18 protein-coding genes are annotated in these 21,423 nt (G+C 64.9%); 12 read left to right on the forward strand and 6 right to left on the reverse strand.

All coding sequences use genetic code 11. The features are described from left to right. Window positions 1-322: 322 nt before the first annotated feature. Together ACSHT2_RS18935 and ugpB are read right to left on the reverse strand one after the other, a co-directional pair. Window positions 323-1,270 carry an aminoglycoside phosphotransferase family protein gene (locus ACSHT2_RS18935; protein ID WP_440635709.1) on the reverse strand — a complete coding sequence of 316 codons (948 nt, stop codon included), beginning with the start codon at window positions 1,268-1,270 and terminating at the stop codon, window positions 323-325. Between the two features lie 158 nt (window positions 1,271-1,428). Continuing rightward, a complete protein-coding gene (ugpB, locus tag ACSHT2_RS18940; RefSeq protein WP_440635711.1) occupies window positions 1,429-2,751 on the reverse strand; it encodes a sn-glycerol-3-phosphate ABC transporter substrate-binding protein UgpB in 1,323 nt (440 codons plus the stop codon). A 294-nt stretch (window positions 2,752-3,045) separates the two neighbouring features. On the opposite strand from ugpB, the gene ACSHT2_RS18945 reads away from it, so the two are divergent. From ACSHT2_RS18945 to ACSHT2_RS18990, 10 genes are all read left to right on the forward strand, one after another. After that, window positions 3,046-4,041: a TRAP transporter substrate-binding protein gene (locus ACSHT2_RS18945; RefSeq protein WP_440635713.1), complete on the forward strand. Its 996-nt coding sequence runs from the start codon at window positions 3,046-3,048 to the stop codon at window positions 4,039-4,041. Between the two features lie 6 nt (window positions 4,042-4,047). Continuing rightward, a complete protein-coding gene (locus ACSHT2_RS18950; RefSeq protein ID WP_440635714.1) occupies window positions 4,048-6,126 on the forward strand; it encodes an ATP-binding protein in 2,079 nt (692 codons plus the stop codon). Next, complete coding sequence (locus ACSHT2_RS18955) at window positions 6,096-7,841, forward strand: ATP-binding response regulator (RefSeq protein WP_440635716.1); 1,746 nt, start codon at window positions 6,096-6,098, stop codon at window positions 7,839-7,841. Before ACSHT2_RS18950 ends, ACSHT2_RS18955 begins: the two co-directional genes overlap by 31 nt. A 10-nt stretch (window positions 7,842-7,851) precedes the next feature. Further along, window positions 7,852-8,589 carry a response regulator gene (locus ACSHT2_RS18960; protein WP_440635718.1) on the forward strand — a complete coding sequence of 246 codons (738 nt, stop codon included), beginning with the start codon at window positions 7,852-7,854 and terminating at the stop codon, window positions 8,587-8,589. A gap of 311 nt (window positions 8,590-8,900) precedes the next feature. Next, entirely contained in the window at window positions 8,901-9,512 is a 612-nt protein-coding gene (locus ACSHT2_RS18965) for a sigma-70 family RNA polymerase sigma factor (RefSeq protein ID WP_440635720.1), read from the forward strand. A 411-nt stretch (window positions 9,513-9,923) separates the two neighbouring features. Beyond that, entirely contained in the window at window positions 9,924-10,622 is a 699-nt protein-coding gene (locus ACSHT2_RS18970) for a cytochrome c biogenesis CcdA family protein (protein WP_440635722.1), read from the forward strand. A 31-nt stretch (window positions 10,623-10,653) separates the two neighbouring features. Continuing rightward, window positions 10,654-11,217 (forward strand): thioredoxin family protein, encoded by a 564-nt coding sequence (locus ACSHT2_RS18975; RefSeq protein ID WP_440635724.1) that lies wholly within the window; start codon window positions 10,654-10,656, stop codon window positions 11,215-11,217. Window positions 11,218-11,321: 104 nt separating this feature from the next. Next, window positions 11,322-12,296, forward strand: a complete 975-nt coding sequence (locus tag ACSHT2_RS18980; RefSeq protein ID WP_440635726.1) for a hypothetical protein — start codon at window positions 11,322-11,324, stop codon at window positions 12,294-12,296. A 356-nt stretch (window positions 12,297-12,652) separates the two neighbouring features. After that, a complete protein-coding gene (locus ACSHT2_RS18985) occupies window positions 12,653-13,246 on the forward strand; it encodes a L,D-transpeptidase (protein WP_440635728.1) in 594 nt (197 codons plus the stop codon). 86 nt (window positions 13,247-13,332) lie between these two features. Then, the gene (locus ACSHT2_RS18990; RefSeq protein ID WP_440642876.1) at window positions 13,333-14,370 is read left to right on the forward strand and encodes an amino acid ABC transporter substrate-binding protein; all 1,038 of its coding nucleotides are present in this window, start codon (window positions 13,333-13,335) and stop codon (window positions 14,368-14,370) included. Between the two features lie 338 nt (window positions 14,371-14,708). On the opposite strand, the gene ACSHT2_RS18995 is transcribed toward ACSHT2_RS18990, so the two are convergent. Together ACSHT2_RS18995 and ACSHT2_RS19000 are read right to left on the reverse strand one after the other, a co-directional pair. Then, window positions 14,709-15,848, reverse strand: a complete 1,140-nt coding sequence (locus tag ACSHT2_RS18995; protein ID WP_440635729.1) for an acyl-CoA dehydrogenase family protein — start codon at window positions 15,846-15,848, stop codon at window positions 14,709-14,711. Between the two features lie 152 nt (window positions 15,849-16,000). Continuing rightward, entirely contained in the window at window positions 16,001-17,200 is a 1,200-nt protein-coding gene (locus ACSHT2_RS19000) for an acyl-CoA dehydrogenase family protein (RefSeq protein ID WP_440635731.1), read from the reverse strand. Between the two features lie 136 nt (window positions 17,201-17,336). Between ACSHT2_RS19000 and ACSHT2_RS19005 the strand changes: the two genes are divergently transcribed. Both ACSHT2_RS19005 and ACSHT2_RS19010 read left to right on the forward strand, forming a co-directional pair. Then, window positions 17,337-17,882 carry a carboxymuconolactone decarboxylase family protein gene (locus tag ACSHT2_RS19005; protein WP_440635733.1) on the forward strand — a complete coding sequence of 182 codons (546 nt, stop codon included), beginning with the start codon at window positions 17,337-17,339 and terminating at the stop codon, window positions 17,880-17,882. An 89-nt stretch (window positions 17,883-17,971) separates the two neighbouring features. Beyond that, window positions 17,972-18,466, forward strand: a complete 495-nt coding sequence (locus ACSHT2_RS19010; RefSeq protein WP_440635734.1) for a VOC family protein — start codon at window positions 17,972-17,974, stop codon at window positions 18,464-18,466. A 129-nt stretch (window positions 18,467-18,595) separates the two neighbouring features. Here the strand turns inward: ACSHT2_RS19010 and ACSHT2_RS19015 are convergent, their stop codons facing one another. Next, window positions 18,596-19,828 carry an MFS transporter gene (locus ACSHT2_RS19015; protein WP_440635735.1) on the reverse strand — a complete coding sequence of 411 codons (1,233 nt, stop codon included), beginning with the start codon at window positions 19,826-19,828 and terminating at the stop codon, window positions 18,596-18,598. 151 nt (window positions 19,829-19,979) lie between these two features. Continuing rightward, entirely contained in the window at window positions 19,980-21,227 is a 1,248-nt protein-coding gene (locus ACSHT2_RS19020) for an MFS transporter (RefSeq protein WP_440635737.1), read from the reverse strand. Between the last annotated feature and the right edge of the window lie 196 nt (window positions 21,228-21,423).

Consider the following 21,423-nt stretch of genomic DNA (forward strand, 5'->3'; position numbering starts at 1 on the left):
GGGGGCGTTAGCTCCGCCTTAAACTACTGTTGCAAAATGGTTTTTCTCCTTTGCACTGAATCGCGTGAAGAACGGCCACGCTCCCTATTGCATACAAAGAGAGACGATTGATTAAAAATTAGGCTACAAAAGAAGTCAGCCCATTCAGGAGGCGGCGGGCAAAATCCTGGGGCCCCGCTGCAGCGGCACCACCGGCCGTCATTCCGGGGCGATGCGTAGCATCGAGTCCGGAATCCATCGAGCGGCAGAACAACGCGCGGGACAATGGATTCCGGGCTCGCCGCTCCGCGGCGCCCCGGCATGACGGAGGGGCGTGGCGTACTCACCCTGGCCAGATCAATTCCTGAAGTTCCACGAGGTCCGCCGCCCTCTCCTGCCAGCCTTCGATGCAGATGTGGCTGTTGAGGTCGCTGGCGCGGTGCAGCAGCATGAGCGCCATCAGGCGACGCTTGAGCGCGAAATCGAGCTTCGTATAGCCAAAGCCTTCGAGCAGGCTCCTCACCCTGCCCGGCCGTCCCGCCGCCATGAAGGCGCTGGGGCCGAGCAAATCGTAATCGCGCCATCCCGCGAGCACGTCGCCGAAGTCGAACAGGCCTTTGAGCGACCATTGGCCGTCATCGCAGGCAAGCAAAAAGTTCTCCGGTATGTATTCGCCGATCAGGATCACCGGCGGCGCGTCCATCGGAATCAGCCGAGCGGCATCGCGGAGGAGATCGTCGAGCCCGGCGAGGAATTTCGGCGCAAGGCCGAGACGCGTATGCCGCGCCTTGCAGCCCTGCATCTGGGCGCGCATGAACGCGTCCCAGCGCGGCTCGATCTGCGCGAGCTCTCCAAGAGGGACGCGCTGCACGGCGGCGATGGTCTCGCCGATCTGACGCAGCACGCGCTCCTTCTGGTCTTCCGGCAAGGACGGCCAGACCTCCGAGCCCAGCGTGCCGGCAAGGCGCGTGATGACGAGATAGGGCCAGCCGTCGCACTCACCTTCTGCAACGATCCCGGGGATCGGCACATGCAAGCGGCCGGCAAGCTGCATCAACGAGGCGCGCTCGGAGACGAATTGGGCGCGGAGCAGCGGCGGGAAGATCTTGAGGATCAGCCTGTCGCCGAGCCCGATCACGAGATTGGTCCCGGTCGGAAACACATGCGGCGAGCCGACATCGAGGCCATGGCCGCGCGCGATGTCGAGCGCGACGGGAACCCATTGCGAGGACGCGGAGCGAAAGGCGCGAAAGCTTTCCGCATCGGTGAGGTGAGGGAGTCTCATCGACATCGCGCGCACAGCAGGTTTGTGCTCGTCATGCCCGGGCTTGTCCCGGGCATCCACGTTCTTCGTGCCCCGTGGAAAGGCGTGGATGGCCGGGACAAGCCCGGCCATGACGCTATGGAAAGGTCTCGCGCTCCAGCCAACACCAAGCTTCTATCCCGTTTCTACCGTTCTGGACTTGCGCGCTCGAACTGGCGCAGCAGCTTGTTGCCGCGCTCGACGGCGGAATCGAGTGCGGCTTGCGCGCTCTTCTGGCCGGCAAAGGCGTGCTCCAGCTCGTCCTCGATGGCGCCGCGGATCAGGATGAAGGAGCCGAGCCGGATACCCTTGGAGTTCTCCGTCGGCGGATGCAGCGTGATCTCCTCGAACGAGATCGCCGAGCCCGGATTGCGCTCGTAGAAACCTTGCGACCGCGTCAGCTCGAAGGCGGCGCGGGTCACAGGCAGATAGCCGGTGTTCTGGTGCCAGGCAGCCTGCACGGCAGGTTGCGACAGGTAGGCGAAGAATCGCGCGACGCCCTTGTATTCCCCGCGGGGACGGTCACGCAGCACCCAGAGCGTGGCGCCGCCAATGATCGAGTTCTGCGGTGCGTCCTTCACATCGGGCCAGTACGGCATCATGCCGTAGCCGATCTCGAATTTCGAATTCGCCTTGATGTCGGCGCGCGTCGCCGAGGAGCCGATGAAGATGCCGCATTCGCCTTTCTGGAAGCGCGGCTCGGCTGATTGCCCGCGGCCGCTGTAGTCGAACAGCCTGGTCTTCTGCCACTCTGCAAGTTGGGCGACGTGCTTGACGAGAAGCGGATTGTTGATGGTCAATTCGGCATCGAGCCCGGCAAAGCCGTTCGCCCGCGTCGCCAGGGACAAATTGTGGAAGGCGGAGAAATTCTCGACATGGATCCAGGACGGCCAGGACGTGGTGAAGCCGCAGGCCGCACCACGGTCGCGCAGGCGCTTCGCGGCCGCCCCCAATTCCGGCCAGGTCTTCGGCGGCGCCTCCGGATCGAGGCCCGCCTCGCGGAACATGGTCTTGTTGTAATAGAGGATCGGGGTCGAGGAATTGAACGGGAAGGACAACAGATTGCCGGACGCATCGGTGTAGTAGCCGGAGACCGCGGGCAGGTAATCGCCCAGCGAGAACGGCTCGCCCTGGTCCCGCATCAGGCTGAACACCGGATAGATCGCGCCCTTGGCCGCGGTCATGGTAGCGGTGGCGACCTCGTTGACCTGGACGATCGCGGGCTGGCTGCGCGAACGGAAGGCGAAAATCGCCGCCGTCACCGTCTCGGTGTAATTGCCCTTGTAAACAGGCACGATCCGGTAGTCGGACTGCGAGGCATTGAAGTCGGAGGCGAGCTTTTGCAGTTGCCGCCCGAGCTCGCCGGACATGGCGTGCCACCACGCAATGTCGGTGGCGGCATGGGCAGGAGCGGCCAATGAGAGAGCCGCAAAGGCGGCGACGAGCTGCAAAAGGCGCAGTGCTGGCATCACGATGGCTCTTCCCTTGCCGCACGGCGGAAGGCGGCTGCCCTGCTTAAGGCGCGGCACTGGCGGTTTCAATCGGGAATGAGCGGCAGCCGCGCCGCACAATCGCCCCGCGGACCCAGCCGGGATGGCCTCCCCTCGATCATCCGCCAGAGCCCCATTCCGATCGGAACGGGGCTCTAAATTCTCAATTTGACGCGTTTTCTTTACCCGAACCGGTATCTACTTCGCTTGGAAACGCTCTAGATTGCATTGAACCTTTTCCTTCCGCCATAGACTCCACCACAGGGGTTGAGTGTGCCAGTGCTGAGCCGTGCCGAACTCTCGCGGACCGGGGTGATCTTCGTCGCGCTTCTGCTTGCCGTCTGGACGACGGGCGCCGTTGCACGCGAGTTTCGCGCCGCAGACACCCAGGCCGAGGATTACCCCACCGTCCAGGCGCTGCGCTACATGGGCGTCCTGATCGCCGAGCGCTCCAGTGGCCGGCACGAGATCAAGGTGTTCCACTCCCGTCAACTCGGCGAGGAAAAGGAGACCATCGAGCAGACCCGGGCCGGCGCGATCGACCTCAACCGGACCAACGTAGCGCTGATCGGCAATTTCGTCCCGGCGATGAACGTGCTCGCGATGCCGTTCCTGTTCCGGTCCATCGAGCACATGCAGAAGGTGCTGGACGGGCCGATCGGCAGCGAGATCCTGAACAGTTTCGAGCCCTACGGCTTCGTCGGGCTCTGCTTCTACGATTCGGGCGCGCGGTCGATCTACAATGGCGTCCGCCCGGTCCGAAGCGTCGCGGATCTGCAGGGATTGCGGATCCGGGTGCAGCAGTCGGAGTTGATGAGTCAGATGATGCGCGCGCTCGGCGCCGAACCGGTCGAATTGCCCTACGGGCAGGTGCTCACCGGGCTTGCCAATCACCTGATCGACGGTGCCGAGAACAATTGGCCATCCTTCGTGACGACGGACCATTACAAGCATGCCGGCCATTACACGCTCACCGAGCACACGATGAGCCCGGAGGTGCTGGTGATTTCGCTGAAGGCCTGGCAGAGCCTGTCGCCGGACGACCGGATCATCTTCAAGGAGGCCGCGCAGCGCTCCAGCCGGTTCATGCGCGAGAAGTGGCGCGACCTCGAGGAACAGTCGCAGCGCAAGGCGCAGGACGCGGGCGTGACCATCATCAAGGACATCGACCGCAAGCCGTTCGAGGAAGCGGTGGCTGCAATCCACGCCAGGGCCGGACGCGATCCCGCGGCGGCCGCGCTGATCGAACGCATTCGCAAGGTGGAGTGAGGCCTGTTGGCTGCGCTTGGACATCGCGAGCACGTGGACAGGCCGCCCGGCCCGATCGGGCAACTGCGCGCGCGACTGGTCGGCGTGCTGCGGGCGGTGCCGATCCGCTGGCGCATCCTGTCGATCGCCGCGCTGAACTCCGCCGTGGTCGTGGTGCTGGTGGCGATGATCTGGAACGGCGCGCAGGTGCTGGGCACGGCCTGGGGCGACGTGCGCCAGGTACGCGAGTCCGACCGGATCCTGGCGCTGCTCGAAAGCGAGACCGGGCGCCTCCACAACCTGATCCACCGCTATATCAACCAACCGAGCCCGGACCTGTTCGCCGAGATCCTCCTGCTGCGCGAGGCGGTGCTGGGCACGTTGACCAACCGCGCCGCCAAGGACCCGATGCTGTCGGGCTCGGTCGAGGAGCTGGAGCGCACCACCGATCGCTTTCTCAACGGTTTCGGCGAGCTGCGCAGCGTGCAGGCGACGATCGCCAAGACCTATGAGGAGCAGGTGCAAGGCCCGGCCAGGGACATGGCCGGCCTCTATTCCATCATCGAGGGCGCCACCGGCCATCGCGACGCGCTGATCTGGCCCTCGCTCGGCAAGTCCCGCGAGGCCTTCACCGCGATGCTGGTGGCGGCCAATTCCTACTACCTGTCGCAGTCATCGGGCGCCGCCGACGACGCGCGTCGCAGCACCGAGACGATCGAGAAGACCATCCCGGTCATGATCGATCTCGCCGACAACGATCTCCAGAAGATGGCCTTGCGGCGGCTTGCGGCCCGCACCATGGCGCTGCGGGAGGGCTTTGCCAAGCTCTCCGAGCAGCTTGCGAGCCGCACCGAGCTGCTCCGCAACACCATCGACGCCAGCCAGGCCGAGGCGATCGGCGCCATCGACGACCTCTCGACCAAGATGCGCCAGCGCGAGCAGAAGGCGCAGGAGACCTTCGACCGCACGCTGGCCGACATTTCCCGCCGGGTGCTGTCGATCGCGGTCATCTTCCTCGGCATCATCCTCACCGCCGGCGTGCTGATCGCGCTGTCGATCCGCCTGCCTCTGCAGCAGATCATGGCGGCGATGCGCGCGATCACGCTCGGCGACCTCGACCGCGAGGTGCAGGGCACCAAGGCACGCGACGAGGTCGGCGCCATGGCGCGCGCGGTGGAAGTGTTCCGCGAGAACGCGATCGCCAAGCGCAAGACCGAGGACGAGCTGCGCGCGTCCAAGGAGAAAGCCGAGAGTGCGCTGCTCGAGCTCAATGCCGCGCAGCAGAATTTGATCGATGCCGAACGGCTGGCAGCCCTCGGCGGCCTGGTCGCCGGCGTCGCGCACGAGGTCAACAATCCGATCGGCATCAGCCTGACGGTGGCGTCGAGCCTGGCCCGGCGCAGCGAGATCTTCGAGGCCCAGCTCAAGGGCGAGGGCGGCTTGCGCCGCTCGCAGCTGGAGGAATTCGTGCAGTCCTCGCGCGACGCCTCGCAGCAGCTCGTCGCCAACCTCCAGCGCGCCGGCGAGCTCATCCAGTCGTTCAAGCAGGTTGCGGTCGACCGCTCGCATGCCGAGCGGCGGCAATTCTCGCTCAGCGAAGCCACCGACCAGATCATCGCCAGCCTGCGCCCGGTGCTGAAGCGCTCGCCGATCACGCTTCAGGTCGACGTGCCCGAGGGGCTGCTGCTCGACGGCTATCCCGGCTCCTACGGCCAGATCCTGACCAACCTGTTCCTCAACGCCGCCAACCACGCCTTCGCCGACGGGCGCGCCGGCACGATCGCGATCTCGGCGCGGCCGCGCGGGACCGACGACATCGAGATCAGCTTCGCCGATGACGGGGCCGGCATGACCCCCGACGTGCAGCGCCAGGCCTTTGACCCTTTCTTTACCACCCGGCGCAATGAAGGCGGTACGGGACTTGGCCTCCATATCGTCTATAACCTCGTCACCCAGCAGCTCGGCGGCCGCATGGTGCTGGAATCCAAGCTGGGACAAGGCACCACTTTTCGCATTATCATACCCCGGGTCGCCAAGGGCGGCGCGCAAAGCACAGACAGTGACGGATCTTCTCAATGGCCGAACAGGACGATGTCCTCCACCTGATCGACGATACCGGTACCGCGTCGGAGGATAGCAACGCCCGGAAATGGAAGATCGCCGTCATCGACGACGATCCGGCCGTGCATGACGGCACCCGTTTCGCGCTGTCCGACTACAGCCTCAACGGCCAGAGCCTGGAGATCCTCTCGGCCTATTCCGCAGCGGAAGGCCGCAAGCTAATGGCCGAGCACGGCGACATCGCCGCCGTGCTGCTCGATGTCATCATGGAGACCGACGTCGCCGGCCTCGACCTGGTCGAGTTCATTCGCAACGAGGTCAAGAACGAGACCGTGCGCATCATCCTGCGCACCGGCCAGCCCGGCCAGGCGCCGGAGCGGCGCGTGATCGTGCAGTACGACATCAACGACTACAAGGCCAAGACCGAGCTCACCGCCGACAAGCTGTTCACCTCCCTGACCGCGGCGCTGCGCTCCTATCAGCAGCTCGAGCGCATGGTGCAGACGCGGCGCGGGCTGGAGATCATCATCGACGCGGCCTCGACGCTGTACGACTTCAAGTCGATGCAGCGGCTCGCCGAGGGCGTGCTGACCCAGCTCGCCTCGCTGCTCAACGTCGATTGCGCCGGCATCCTGGTCCTGCGCGACAATGGCGGCATCGACCCCGAGCTCTCGGTGCTCGCCGGCAGCGGCTGCTACAGCCGCTTCATCGGCACCACCTCGTCGAAGGCGCTCGACCCCGAACTGCGCGAGATGGTGGAGGCCGCGTTCCAGCGCCGCAAGAACGAATTCGCCGACCACCGCAGCGTGATCTATTTGCGCACCGGAAGCGGCCGCGAGGTCGTGGTGCTGCTCCAGGCCGAGCGCGAGCTGTCGGAGACCGACCGTTCGCTGGTCGAGATATTCTCCAGCCGGCTCTCGATCGCCTTCGACAACGTGATCCTCTACCAGCAGCTCCAGGACGCCAACACCCAGCTCGAAGACCGCGTCGCCCAGCGCACCCGCGCGCTGATGCAGGCCAACCGCCGGCTCTCGGCACAATGGCTGCGGCTGCAGCGCGCCAACGGCTTCAAGAACGAGATCCTGGGCACCGTCGCGCACGACCTGAAGAATCCGCTCGGCGTCATCCTCGGCCGCACCGAGATGCTGAAGGAGCTGATCTCGACCGGCGCCTCGGAAAGCGGCGTGGTCGCCCAGGTCGACCACATCCGCGACGCCACCAAGCGCCTGACCACGATGGTCGATCACCTGATCTCGGATGCGATGGCCGATGCCTTCGACATCACCATCCGCCGCGAGCCGGTCGACATCGCCGCGCTGGCCAAGGAAGTTGCCGAAGCCAACCAGCCGCTCGCCGTCAACAAGCAGCAGACGATCAGCGTCGCCGCGCCGCCCAACATCGTCACCATGTGCGACACCGACCGCATCCGCGAGGCGATCGACAATCTCATCAGCAACGCCATCAAATACTCTCCGATCGGCGGCAGGATCGACGTGGCCGTCAGCCATGAGGGCAGCGACACCACCGTCCGTGTCAGCGACGAGGGCGCCGGCCTGTCGCCGGAGGATCTCGGCCGCCTGTTCGGGCGGTTCCAGCGGCTGTCGGCAAAACCGACTGCCGGCGAGAGCTCGACGGGGCTTGGGCTCTCCATCGTCAAGCGTATCATCGACATGCATGGCGGCGAGGTAACCGCCGACAGCGACGGCCCCGGCAAGGGATCGACCTTCACCATCACCCTCCCCGTGACTGAAATGCCGTGATGTAGAGACCATGACCCAAAGCCAGCACATCATGATCGTCGACGACGAGGCCCCGGCCCGGGAGATGGTCGGCGACTACCTCAAGATGCACGGCTTCACCGTGACGCTGTGCGACGGCGGCAAGAGCTTGCGCGCCGCGATCCAGGGCAGCATGCCCGATCTCGTCGTGCTCGATCTCAACATGCCCGAGGAAGACGGGCTCTCGATCATTCGCGACCTCAAGAGCCGCATCAACGTTCCGGTGATCATGCTCACGGCGACCGCGAGCCCGATCGATCGCGTCGTCGGACTCGAGCTCGGCGCCGACGATTACGTGGCTAAGCCCTGCGAGCTGCGCGAGCTGATGGCGCGCATCCGCTCGGTGCTGCGGCGGAGCGTGCCGGCCAAGGCAGCGGCACCGGATGCTTCGGCGGCGAAATCCGACAAGGACCAGCTGGTGCGCTTCGGCACCAAATGGCTCGATCTCGAAGCCCAGGCCTTGCGCGACGACGAGGGCAACGAGCATCCGCTGACCGCCTCCGAGTTCGGGCTCTTGAAGGTGTTCGCGGCGAATCCGAAGCGCGTGCTGTCGCGCGAGCGCCTGCTGGAATTGGCCAATGCGCGCGACGCCGAGGCCTTCGATCGCGCCGTCGATCTCCGCATCATGCGCATCCGCCGCAAGATCGAGCCCGACCCGGCAAAGCCTGCCGTGATCCGCACCATCCGCGGCGGCGGCTATCTGTTTTCTCCGTCGGGCGAAAAGGCTTAGGGGCGTGCCGTCATTCCGGGGCGCCCGAAGGGCGACCCCGGAATCACGGCGAGGGGGGGACGAACGCAACAGCCCGAAATACGTTCCGGCACCTCCGCTCAGCCCCAAATTCCTACCCCCCGTATTTTCCGTGCATTGAAATTCCACGCCTTTTTGCCCCAAATGTTTCGTCGCTGCCGTTGCGACGAAACAATATGGCGTCGCACGAAACCATTTTCCTCTTTTCGTGCAGACGTCCCGAAACGTTGGCTCATTAACACTTCGGCTCAAGGAAACGCCGCTCGGTTGCGGCGCTACGGGGAGCCAAGTCCATGCAGAACGTCATCGCCTTCAACGCCCAAGCCAGCCAGAGCATCATTGCCGCTCAGGCGACCTCGGACGACATGCTTCTCGAAAGCATTGCCGACGGCAACCGGACGTCCATGCACATCCTTTATTGCCGGCACAATGTGCGGGTTTACCGCTTCATCCTGCGCATCGTGCGCGACGCCACCGCGGCCGAAGACCTCGTCAGCCAGGTGTTCCTGGACGTGTGGCGGACCGCCGGCCAATTCCAGGGCCGCTCGCAGGTCTCGACCTGGCTGCTCTCGATCGCCCGCTTCAAGGCGCTGACCGCGATGCGCCAGCGCCGCTTCGAGGACATCGACCAGGAGGACGTGCGCCAGATTCCTGATGGTGCCGACACGCCGGAGACCTCGCTCGACCGCAGCGACACCAGCGCCATCCTGCGCGCCTGCGTGCAGAAGCTGTCGCCGGCGCATCGGGAGATCATCAACCTCGTCTACTATCACGAGAAGTCGGTGGAGGAGGTCGGGCAGATCATCGGCATCCCCCAGAGCACGGTGAAGACGCGGATGTTCTATGCCCGCAAGCAGCTGGCCGATTTGCTTAAGGGCGCCGGCGTCGATCGTTTCGCCGCCTAAATCCAATCAATTCAATGGGATAGGACCGCAGTTCAGGCCCTGTCCCCGGACACAGAAGTGTTACCGGCGACGAAACAATTGAAACGAAGCACAACATCGGGCGGAAAAACTTCCTCCCTAAAAGTCTCACATACGGTTTCGTTAAACCTCCCAAGACCTCCAGCGACCCGGACGGGATGCCCCCCTCCGGGTCGTTTTGTATTTGGGGTGCTCTCATGCCTCCGCATCGTCATGGCCGGGCTTGTCCCGGCCATCCACGCCTTCCTCGCGGCCCAAAGACGTGGATGCCCGGGAACAAGCCCGGGCATGACGACCTCTGCAGAAATCCGCCCCGTCACGAAGGCGTGACGCCGCGTAACGACATCCCGCCTGCTCGCGAACTGCCCTCGTGACCTCCTCCACGAGTGCGCCATGCTCGAACTTCTCTTCGCTCTCCTTGCCGGCATCCTCACCATCGCCGCACCCTGCACGCTGCCGATGTTGCCGATCCTGCTCGGCGCCTCGATCGGGCGCGCGGGGCATCTGCGGCCGGCGATGATCGCGCTCGGCTTCGTCGTCTCGTTCTCCGCAGTCGCGCTGCTGCTCGGCGCGATCACGCAGGCGCTCGATTTCGACCCGAACGTGCTGCGCGAAGCCGCATCGATCCTGCTGCTCGGATTCGGCCTGTTGATGCTGTGGCCGGCGCCGTTCGAGTGGCTGTCGGCACGACTCAATGGCTGGCTGGATCTCGGCAGCTCGAGCGGCGCGCAGCGCGACGGTGCGCTCGGCGGGCTCGTGCTCGGCACCACGCTGGGCCTGGTCTGGACGCCCTGCGCGGGCCCCGTGCTCGGCTCGATCCTGACGCTGGTCGCGACCTCGAAGAACCTTGCCTGGGCCGGCACGCTGCTGGTCGCCTACGCCATCGGCGCGGCGATCCCGATGCTGGCGATCGCCTATGGCGGACAGGCCGCAACCACGCGCGTGCGCAGCCTCGCACGCATCTCGCCGCGGCTGCAGCAGGGCTTTGGCGTCGTCGTGATCGGCTTCGCGGTCGCGGCGTATTTCCAATACGACACGCTGATCGTGGCGTGGCTCACCGGCTTCTATCCCACCGGCCAGATCGGCCTCTAATCGTCGAAGACTTCACCCGGAGGACGCTTCCATGACTCTCAGACTGATCGCCGTTTCCGCCGCACTGATCGGCTTCTCCGTCACCGGCGCGGTCATCCCCGGCATCTGCGACGAGGTCTCCCGCGCAAGCCCCGTCCGCGTCGCTGCCGCGACCCACGAGACCGCGCCCGACTTCATCGGCATCAACAACTGGTTCAACTCAAAACCGCTCAACATCGCCGACCTCCGCGGCAAGGTCGTGCTGGTCGACTTCTGGACCTATGGCTGCGTCAACTGCGTCAACACGCTGCCGCACGTCACCAGCCTCTACGCCAAGTACAAGGACAGGGGCCTCGTCGTGGTCGGCGTGCACACGCCGGAATTCCCGTTCGAGCGGTCGGTCGCCAACGTGCAGGCCGCACTGAAGCGCCACGGCATCACCTATCCGGTGGCGCAGGACAACGATTCCAAGACCTGGAACGCCTATCGCAACCAATATTGGCCGGCGCAATACATCATCGACCAGACCGGCAAAATCGTGTTCCAGCACGCCGGCGAGGGCAGCTATGAACAGATCGACCGCACGGTGGCAAGGCTGCTGAACGTCGACAGCTGATGCCGCGCGGCGATCGCGCGGCAGGGTACCAATTGTCGTCCTTGTTGCTTGACTCCACGGAGCCGTCCGTGGAGTTTCGCAGGCGACGCAATCAGCCGCCCGCAATGGACGACGCGACCACCAGCACCGACATTCGCCTCCGTGAAGGCGCCTCGATCGCGCAGCGGCTGGTCATGTCCGGTTTTGCGGCCGCGGTTGCGCTGTGCTTCACGCCCGGCCTGTTCACGCACGACACCCTGGAAATCATCATCTCGTTGGTCGCGCTCCTCGTGGGGGCGGGGTTCGTGGTCGGCATCATGATGGCGCCAGCGGTGGTGTGGATCATCACGTCGAACGAGATCCTGATCGGGCAACAGCGTCCGTTCGGAAAGCTCCGCACGCGGGTCGTCCCGAAAGACGACATCAGCGGATTGCAGGTTCCCGGCAGCAAGAGGGTGAAAGCCCGGTTCCAGCTGGCCTTCACGCTGGCCTCCGGAGAGCGCCTGACATCCCCGCCGATTTCCGACGTCACCCATGTCCGTGACACGGTGGCCCGGATCGCCATGCAGTTCGGCGTTCCCGACGTCGAGACCCCGGTCAATCCGCTCGATGCCAGCAATCCCGAGATGCGTCTCGGCGATCCTCTCGAGCCGTTTCCAGCAAGGGACATCCGGATCGTGGCGTTGATCGCCGTCGCATTGTGCGCTGTTCCCTACGCCTACAAGCTCTGGCGCGGCCTGCCGCCCGGCCCGGTCGACCTCATGCTGCTCCCGATCGGCGCGATCGCTGCATTCGCGGTGCACAGATACGCCAACCTTCTGACGGGCGCCTTCTGGATCATCCGGCCGTCGGACATTCGCGTCGAGCGCCTGTGGGGCGATGGCAGCCTGCGCGCGGACCATATCGAGGGGCGCGACGTGAAGACGATCACCGTCGAGCGCCGCGGCCGGTCCGAGGACGAGCACTGCATCGTCGTGATCCGGCTGCACTCGGGGCGACGGTTTCGCAGCCCCCGCATCGGGTCGCGAGCCGAGGCGCGCGCCGTGGCCACCGAGATCGTCCGACGGCTCGGGATTGCGGCGGAGAATAGCAAGATCTGATATCGGTGCAGGCGATCGGGACCTCGAGGCCTCCACATCGTCATGGCCGGGCCTGTCCCGGCCATCCACGTCTCTGCACTTGGCACCAAAAACGTGGATGCCCGGGACAAGCCCGGGGCATGACGGCACCTTTGAATTCGATCCCGCGAGCGAGCGAGGGAGTGCATCGAGCCCAGCCACGACAAATCACTGCTTTTCGCGCCATCCCCTGTTCGTGGCATTGCTCCGGCCCCGTCAAAAAACCAAAGCATTCTCGTGACATATCAGGGCGGCACGCCATCAACTTGCCATGAACTTGCCCCTCAGGTTTGATGGTTCCTGATTGATTTGCGCTGTGGCAGCGGGGAGAGCTTTACATGACGGATTTTCGTCGCCTGACCGGGATGTTTGTGGCTGCGATCGGCCTGATTCTGTTCACGCCGCAAGCCTTCGCCCAGCAGCCGGACCGCGGGGACGAGCCGGGCCTGATCGCCGATGACGGCTACCAGCTCGATCCGGAATGGCAGAAGCAGGTGGTCTACTTCCGCACCACCGAGCCGCCGGGAACGATCATCGTCTCGACCGCAGAACGGCACCTCTATCTGGTGCAGCCCGGCGGGCGCGCGATCCGCTATGGCATCGGCGTCGGCCGCGACGGTTTCCAGTGGCAGGGGCTGGTGACCATCACCAACAAGAAGGAGTGGCCGGACTGGACGCCGCCGCCGGAGATGATCCAGCGCCAGCCCTATCTGCCACGCTTCATGGCCGGCGGCCCCGGCAATCCGTTGGGCGCCCGCGCCATGTATCTGGGGACTACGGTCTACCGCATCCACGGCACCAACCGTCCTGACACGATCGGTACCAAGGTGTCCTCCGGCTGCTTCCGTCTCGTCAACAACGACGTCGCCGATCTCTACGAGCGCGTCCCGGTCGGGACCAAGGTCGTCATTCGGCAGAAGCCTGAACTCTAAGGGCTATGGTTTGAGCATGATCCTCAGGATCATGCTCAAACCCTCCTCCAAATTCCTTTTCCCGATACTTTCGAGAGAGCAACATGATGCGCACTTTTCGTGGCGGCCTGCTGATCGGGCTCGCCATCGCCGTGCTGGTCGCCGTCCTGGCCATCATCTATGAATTCTACGACACCCGCACCTTGAAGCGCACGGTTCGCCGCGGCGAAGTGCTGTGCGGCGTCAACAGGGGCCTGCCGGGCTTCTCGATCCCCGACGACAAGGGCAACTGGACCGGCTTCGACGTCGATTTCTGCCGCGCGGTCGCCGCAGCGATCTTCAACGATCCGGGCAAGGCGAAATTCGTTCCGCTCGACGCCAATGAGCGTTTCAAGGAGCTGCAGAGCCGCAAGGTCGACATCCTCTCGCGCAACACGACCTGGAGCATGGCGCGCGAGCTCGACTACGACCTCTACTTCCCGGCCGTGGCCTATTACGACGGCGTCGGCTTCATGGTGCCGCGCACGCGCAACAAGGAGACCTCGCTGGACCTGACCGGTAGCAAGGTCTGCGTGCAGAGCGGAACCACGACCACACTCAACGTCGCCGATTACTTCCGCGTCAACAACATGAAGTATGAAGAGGTGAAGTTCGACAAGCTCGACGACGTCGTGAAGGCCTACGACACCGGCAAGTGCGACACGCTCTCGGCCGACGTCTCCCAGCTTTATGCGCTGCGGCTGAACCTCTCGAAACCCGGTGACCACATGATCCTGCCGGACATGATCTCCAAGGAGCCGCTCGCCCCCGTCGTGCGCCAGCGCGACGACGACTGGATGATGATCGTGAAGTGGACGCTGTATGCCATGATCAACGCCGAGGAGCTGGGTGTGACCTCGGAGAACATCGACGAGGCCTTGAAGTCGAAGAAGCCGGAAGTGATGCGCCTCGTCGGCACCGAGGGCCGCTACGGCGAGCAGCTCGGCCTCACCAAGGACTGGGCCGCGCGCATCATCCGCCACGTCGGCAATTACGGCGAGATGTACGACCGAAACATCGGCGAGAAGTCCAAGCTGAAGATCCCGCGCGGCATGAACCAGCTGTGGAATGCCGGAGGCGTGCAGTACGCACCACCGATGCGGTAGGCGGTTTAACCTCCGTCATTGCGAGCTTGAGCCAAGGCTCGCGCCACGCTCTCAATCGTCATGCCCGGGCTTGTCCCGGGCATCCACGGTTTTGAGGTAGGTCAAGAACGTGGATGGCCGGGACGAGCCCGGCCATGCCGGCTGATAGGTAACGTTTTCTCCCCTCATCCTGAGGAGCGCGCTCCTTCAGTCTGGGGCAAGCGGTTTCGACTCGCTCGATCCCGTAGCCCGCATGAGCGAAGCGATATGCGGGGTGGCGCCCGCGGCATTCCCGGATGTCGCTGCGCTCATCCGGGCTACGCGCCACGCTTTCTCTCCTCACCCTGAGGGGATGGACCTCAATACCCCCGCGCCCTCGCCAGCTGTTCGGTGTGATAGTTCGCATCGCCGAACAATTCCTCGCATACCCGCGCGCGCTTCATGAAGAAGCCGATGTCGAACTGGTCGGTCATGCCCATGCCGCCATGCATCTGCACGCCTTCCTGCACCGCGCGCGTGGCGGTGGTGCCGGCGCGGGCCTTGGCGACTGCGACGGCTGAGGCCGCTTTGGCGCCGTCGGCATCCAGGGCCTGCAGCGCCTTCATCACCGCGGCGCGGGTGATCTCGATGTCGACATAGAGCTCGGCAGCGCGGTGCTGCAGCGCCTGGAATTCGCCGATCAGCTTGCCGAACTGCTTTCTGCTCTTCAGGTATTCGACGGTGCGGCCAAACACCTCATCGCTGAGGCCGACCATTTCGGCCGCGACCGCGCCGCGGCCGATATCGAGCACGCCATCGAGCAGTCCGGCCGCCTGATCGACCTCGCCGAGCACGCTGTCGGCGTTGACCTCGACGTTGGCAAATTCGATCCGCGCTGCATTGTGCGCGTCGACCATGATGGTGCGCTCGATCGCCACGCCCTTCGCCGCAGCGTTCACCAGGAACAGCGTCAGCCCCTCGCGTTCGCCGGCAGAGCCCGCGGTGCGCGCCGCGACGATCAGGAGATCGGCGACGTGACCATCGACCACCAGCGCCTTGGCACCGCTGAGCTTGAAGCCGTTGCCGGCACGCACGGCCTGCAAGCTGGTGTGGAGCGGACGGTGCTTGGCGCCCTCGTCGATTGCGAGCGTTGCGAGCAGCGAGCCGCTCGCGATCTTCGACAGATATTCCGACTTCTGCGCGGAATTGCCGCCGCGATTCAGCGCCGAGGCTGCGACCACGCTGGTGGCGAGGAAGGGCGACGGCATCAGGGTGCGGCCGATCTCCTCCATGACGACGCCGGCTTCGACATGGCCGAGGCCGCTGCCGCCGAACTCTTCCGGCACCAGAAGGCCGGCAAAACCCATCTCGGCAAAGGAATGCCAAAGCTCCTTGGAGAAGCCGGTGGGGTCCTTGCTGTCGCGCAAGCGACGCAGGTGCGACACTGGCGCCTTGTCGCTGATCAGCCCGCGGGCGCTGTCGCGGAGCATCGATTGTTCTTCGGTGAGGACGAGGGCCATGTGTGTGTTTCCGATTCGAAATCTATCTTGGTTCGTCATTCCGGGATGCGCTGCAGGCGCAGGCCCGGAATCCATACTCCCGACTGGCGATTATGGATTCCGGGCTCGCCGCTATCGCGGCGCCCCGGAATGACGCGTGGTGAGAGTGTGCCTCACGCCCCCGGCAGATCCAGGATGCGCTTGGCGACGATGCCGAGCATGACCTCGGACGTGCCGCCCTCGATCGAGTTGGCCTTGGTGCGCAGCCAGGCGCGCGGGCGCGCGCCCTGCCTGGAGCGCTCGCTCTCCCATTCCAGCGCATCGACGCCGCCGGCCGACATCAGGATTTCGTGACGGCGCTTGTTGAGCTCGGTGCCGTAATATTTCATCGCCGACGAGAACGCCGGATGCGCCTGCCCGGCCTTGGCGAGATCGACCGCGCGCTCGGCGCAGGCCGCGAGCGCAGCTTCATCGACGTCGAAGCGCGCGATCTGGCCGCGCAGCATGGCATCGTCCAGCCTGCCTTGCCCATCGGTGCCGACGGAGTCGGCCGCGATCTGGCCGAGGGGCCGGCCGACGCCGCGCTCGCCCATCCCTGAGATCATCGCGCGCTCGTGCTGGAGCAGATATTTTGCGACGTCCCAGCCACGGTTGATGGTGCCGACCACGTGCGACTTCGGCACGCGGACATTGTCGAAGAAGGTCTCGCAGAACGGCGAATAACCGGAGATCAAAAGGATCGGCTTGGTCGAGACGCCCTTCGAGGTCATGTCGAACAGGATGAAGCTGATGCCGTCATGCTTCTTAGCAGTGGGATCAGTGCGCACCAGGCAGAAGATCCAGTCGGCGTAATTGGCATAGGACGTCCAGATCTTCTGGCCGTTGATGATGAAGTCGTCGCCGTCGCTCTCGGCGCGGGTCTGGAGCGAGGCGAGATCGGAGCCGGCATTCGGCTCGGAATAGCCCTGACACCAGCGGATCTCGCCCGCCGCGATCTTCGGCAAATGCTCCTTCTTCTGGGCGTCGTTGCCGTACTTCAAAAGCGCCGGCCCGAGCATCCAGATGCCGAAGCTCGACAGCGGCGGCCGCGCGCCGATCCGCGCCATCTCGGCGCGCAGCACCTTGTGCTCGGCCGCGCTGAGGCCGCCGCCGCCATATTCCTTCGGCCAGTCCGGTACGGTCCAACCCTTGTCGCGCATCCGCTCGAACCAGATACGCTGCGGCTCGGACGAGAACTTTGCGTTACGCCCGCCCCAGAACACGTCGGCATCCGACGTCGCGGGCTTGCGCATCTCCGGCGGGCAATTGGCTTCCAGCCAGGCGCGCGTCTCGTTGCGGAATGTTTCGAGATCAGCTGTCTCAGAATCGCTCATGGTCGTTTCCATCAATCAAAATCGACTTGTTGGGCACGACTCTGGGCCAAGCCCCCGCGGAATTCAACCACTTCCGCAACTCGCATTCGGCTATAGTCGCTCTGCGGCGAGCCTTGAAAACAAAGAGGAAACAACAATGCGCCTGAAGCTTCTTTCGCCTGGCGAAATGAACGAGATTCAGCGCCAGACCTACGACGAATCGATTGCCGGCAAGCGCGGCAAGCCGCCGGCGCCGATGATGGCCTGGCTCAACAGTCCGGAGATGGCGCGTCACGCGACGCGGCTCGGCGAGGTCTTGCGTTTCGACACGATCTTCCCGGCAAAGCTCTCGGAGATCGCGATCCTGGTGACGGCGCGGCACTGGACCGCGCACTACGAATGGTACGCGCATAAGCGCCTGGCACTTGCGGGCGGCATGAAGCCCGAGATCATCGACGCGATCCGCGACCGCCGCACGCCCGACTTCGACGATCCCAAGGGCAGGATGATCTACGACGTCGCGAAGTCGCTGCATGAAGGCCACGGCGTCGAGAAGGGGCTCTATGATGACGCGGTAAAACTGCTCGGCGAACGCGGCGTCGTGGAGGTGATCGGGCTCTGCGGCTATTACACGCTGGTGTCGATGACGCTCAACACGTTCGAGTTCGGCCTGCCGGAAGGCGAGGTGTCGGAGCTGGCCTAGCTTCTTATCGGGAAACGATGGGTTTCGAGATGAGCAATAGCGCTGTCCCGAGCCCCGCCCTATGTGGAGCTCAGCAACGGAGCATTCCCATGTCGCAAAGCCCCGCCGTCGCCGCCGGCACCAGGATCGGCCACGTCCATCTCAAGGTCGCCGATCTCGATCGCGCGCTCGGCTTCTATTGCGGCGTGCTCGGCTTCGAGCTGATGCAGCGCATGGGCTCGGGCGCGGCCTTCATCTCGGCCGGCGGCTACCACCACCATATCGGGCTCAACACCTGGGAGAGCAAGGGCGGCTCGCCGCCGCCGCCTGATGCGACCGGGCTGTTTCACACCGCGATCCTCTATCCAACGCGCCCCGCGCTGGCGGATGCGCTGCACCGCGTGCTCACGGCCGGCATTACGCTGGATGGCGCCAGCGATCACGGCGTCAGCGAGGCGCTGTATTTGCGCGATCCCGACCAGAACGGCGTTGAGCTGTACTGGGACAAGCCGAGGGAGCAATGGCCGTTCGGGCCGGACGGGAAGCTGGCGATGTTCACCAAGCGGCTGGATGTGGAGGCGTTGCTGAAACAGCGGGAGGGATAAGCCCCGCTCTCCCCACGTCATTGCGAGCGCAGCGAGGCAATCCAGAATCTTTCCGCGGAGACAGTCTGGATTTGCTTCGTCGCAAGAGCTCCTCGCAATGACGGAGCATGTTGAGGCGCCGCCGCGTCTCTACGCAGTTTTGTGGGACCTTCCCCGCACCATGATCAGCGCCGCCGCCACCACCTCCAGCGCGATGCAGAGATAGAACGGCAGCACATAGCCGCCGGACCAATCGCGCAGGAAGCCGACGACGCCCGGGCCGAACGCGTAGGTCACCTGGTTGATCGCGGTGTTGAGGCTGATCAGCACGCCGAACGCGGCGGAATCGAATTCCTGCTGCACGATCAGCGACGGCAAGGTGATGAGGTTGCCGACCGAGAAGCCGAACACCGCGCAGGCTGCGATCAGCACATAGTCATCGTGCAGATTGATGACGACGAGAAGCGCGGCCGCCTGGCTGAGGAACGACAGCGCGGACGCAAGGCGCTGATCGAGGCGGTCGATCACCATCGAGAACAGCACGCGGCCGACCACCGCCATCGCCGTCAACACAGCGACGGCGACCGCCGCGCGCTCGCGACCGATTACGGGATCGAGGAACGAGATCAGGTGCACGATGAAGCCGACCTGGGCGAACAGCACCAGGGCGAAGGCGGTCGTCACCGTGAGGAAGCCGACGTCACGCAGCGCCCATGCGCGGATCTGCGTCGAGGATTGCGGTTTGGCCTTCGCCGCTGCGTGCCGGCCGTGAAGGTCGGGCGGGCGGCCGACGAGAAGCAGGATCACCGGCAGCAGCAGCACCAGCATGGCGCCGGCAGCGGCATACATCGCGCCGGCAAAGCCGATCTGGCCGATCAGCATCACCAGCAGCGGCACGCCGGCGATGCCGCCGAAGCTTGCGCCGTTCAGCGCCAGGCTGATCGCCATGCCGCGCTTGCGGTCGAACCACAAGCTGATCGTGTTGGTGATCATGGCGAGACTGGTGCCGGCCCAGCCAAAGGCGAGCACGGCATCGGCGAGATATAGCTGCCAGGGCTCGCGCACCGTGCCGATCGCGACCGCGGCGGCCGCCATCGCCAGCGTGCCCGCAATCAGGCAGAGGCGCGGGCCGTATCTCCGCACGGCTTCGCCGACGAAGACGACGAGCAGCGCGCCAAACAGATAGAAGAACGTCGTCCCCGCGGAGATCAGCGTGGTCGGCCAGCCCCGCGCGCGCTGGAGCTCGGCGACATAGACACTCTGGCCGTAGAAGCCGAGACCCCAGCCGAAGGTGGCAAGCAGGAAGCAGACCGCGACGATGCGCCAGCCTTCGTAGCGAAGTGTGGATTCGTCGATCGTGGGCTGTTGGGGATTATCAAGCATTGCCGCCTACTCCGTCAGCTCGGGCCTGTCCCGCCTGCGCGGCCGAAGCAGCCGGGACAAGCCCGGCCATGACGACATCTAACTAACCCTCACCAGAAAATCACTTCGACGGCGATCGAAGCATCAACGCTGCTGACAGCCTCCCGCCAATTCACACGCCGTCAGGAAACTCACCCATGGCCGCATCCAGCCGCGCCCTGCGGCGGCGAGCCCAGGACACCAGCGAGAGCACGACAAGGCCCAGCACCACCGGCGGGAACACCACCAGGTTCACCGCCGACCAGCCGTAATTGGCGAGCAACTGGCCCGAGGAGAACGAGCCGATCGCCATCATGCCGAACACCAGGAAATCGTTGAACGCCTGCACCTTGTTGCGCTCCTGCGGACGGTGCGTCTCCAGCACCAGCGCGGAGGCACCGATGAAGGAGAAATTCCAGCCCACCCCGAGCACGACCAGCGTGGCCCAGAAATGCATGGCGGTGAGGCCGGAGAGGCCAATACCGGCGGCGCCGGCTTCCAGCAGCAGGCCGGCGGCCACGATCTTCGGCGCACCGAAGCGGGCGATCAGCGTGCCCGTGAAGAAGCTCGGTCCGTACATCGCGACGATGTGCCATTGCAGGCCGAAATTGGAATCGGACACGCTGAGGCCGCACATCTGCATGGCGAGCGGTGCCGAGGTCATCACCAGATTCATCATGGGATATGAGATCGCGCCGCACAGCGCCGCCGCGATGAAACGCGGCTGGGTCACGATGGTGAGCAGCGGCCGGCCGCCGTGCAGATCGGCCGGCGCGGGCTTCGGCATGTCGACGCCGGCGACGATGCCCATGGCGACCAGCGCCACCGCGGCCTGCACCAGAAAGCTGAAGGCGAACAGATAGGGCTGCCAGACGTCCATGGTCCATTGCACGAGCTGTGGACCGAGCACGCCGGCGAACACGCCGCCCGCCATCACCCAGGACACTGCCTTCGGGCGATAGTCCGCGCTGGCGCCGTCGGCGGCGGCGAAGCGATAGGACTGCGCCACGGCGCCGTAGAGACCGCCCAGGAAGGTCGCGACACAGAACAGTGCGAACGAGCCTTGCAGGATCGCGACCGAGCCGAGCAGGCCGGTGAGCGTGCCGAGGCCCGTGCCGATGACGAAAGCCACGCGGCGACCGAAGCGGCGCGAGATCGCCCCGGTCGGCAGCGTACCGGCAGCGAGGCCCACCACATACATCGAGATCGGCACGGTCGCGAACGACATGTCGGGCGCGAGCGTGGCGCCGACGATCGCGCCGGTGGCGAAGATCACCGCGGAGTTGGCGCCGGTGAGCGCCTGCGCAGCGGCAAGGCGCACCACATTGGCACGCACGCGGGCGTCGTCGGCGATCTCATTGGCTGCAGTCACGTCCAGCATCGGCATTTCCGCCCCAAGGGCTCACGAGGGCTCGTTTGATTCGCGGCACTATGGAGGGGCATGGGAAGGCGGGCAACCGGCGCAAACGGGCGCAGGCCATGCCTCTGACGCAATCGGACAGATGATAGCGGGCCGCGCCCTTGACGGCTTGCGCTCGATCAAATCCTATCCGCCGCTAGTTTTTGGAGTTTCGTTC

It is taken from the genome of Bradyrhizobium sp. PUT101 (assembly GCF_052043945.1).
Taxonomy (GTDB): domain Bacteria; phylum Pseudomonadota; class Alphaproteobacteria; order Rhizobiales; family Xanthobacteraceae; genus Bradyrhizobium.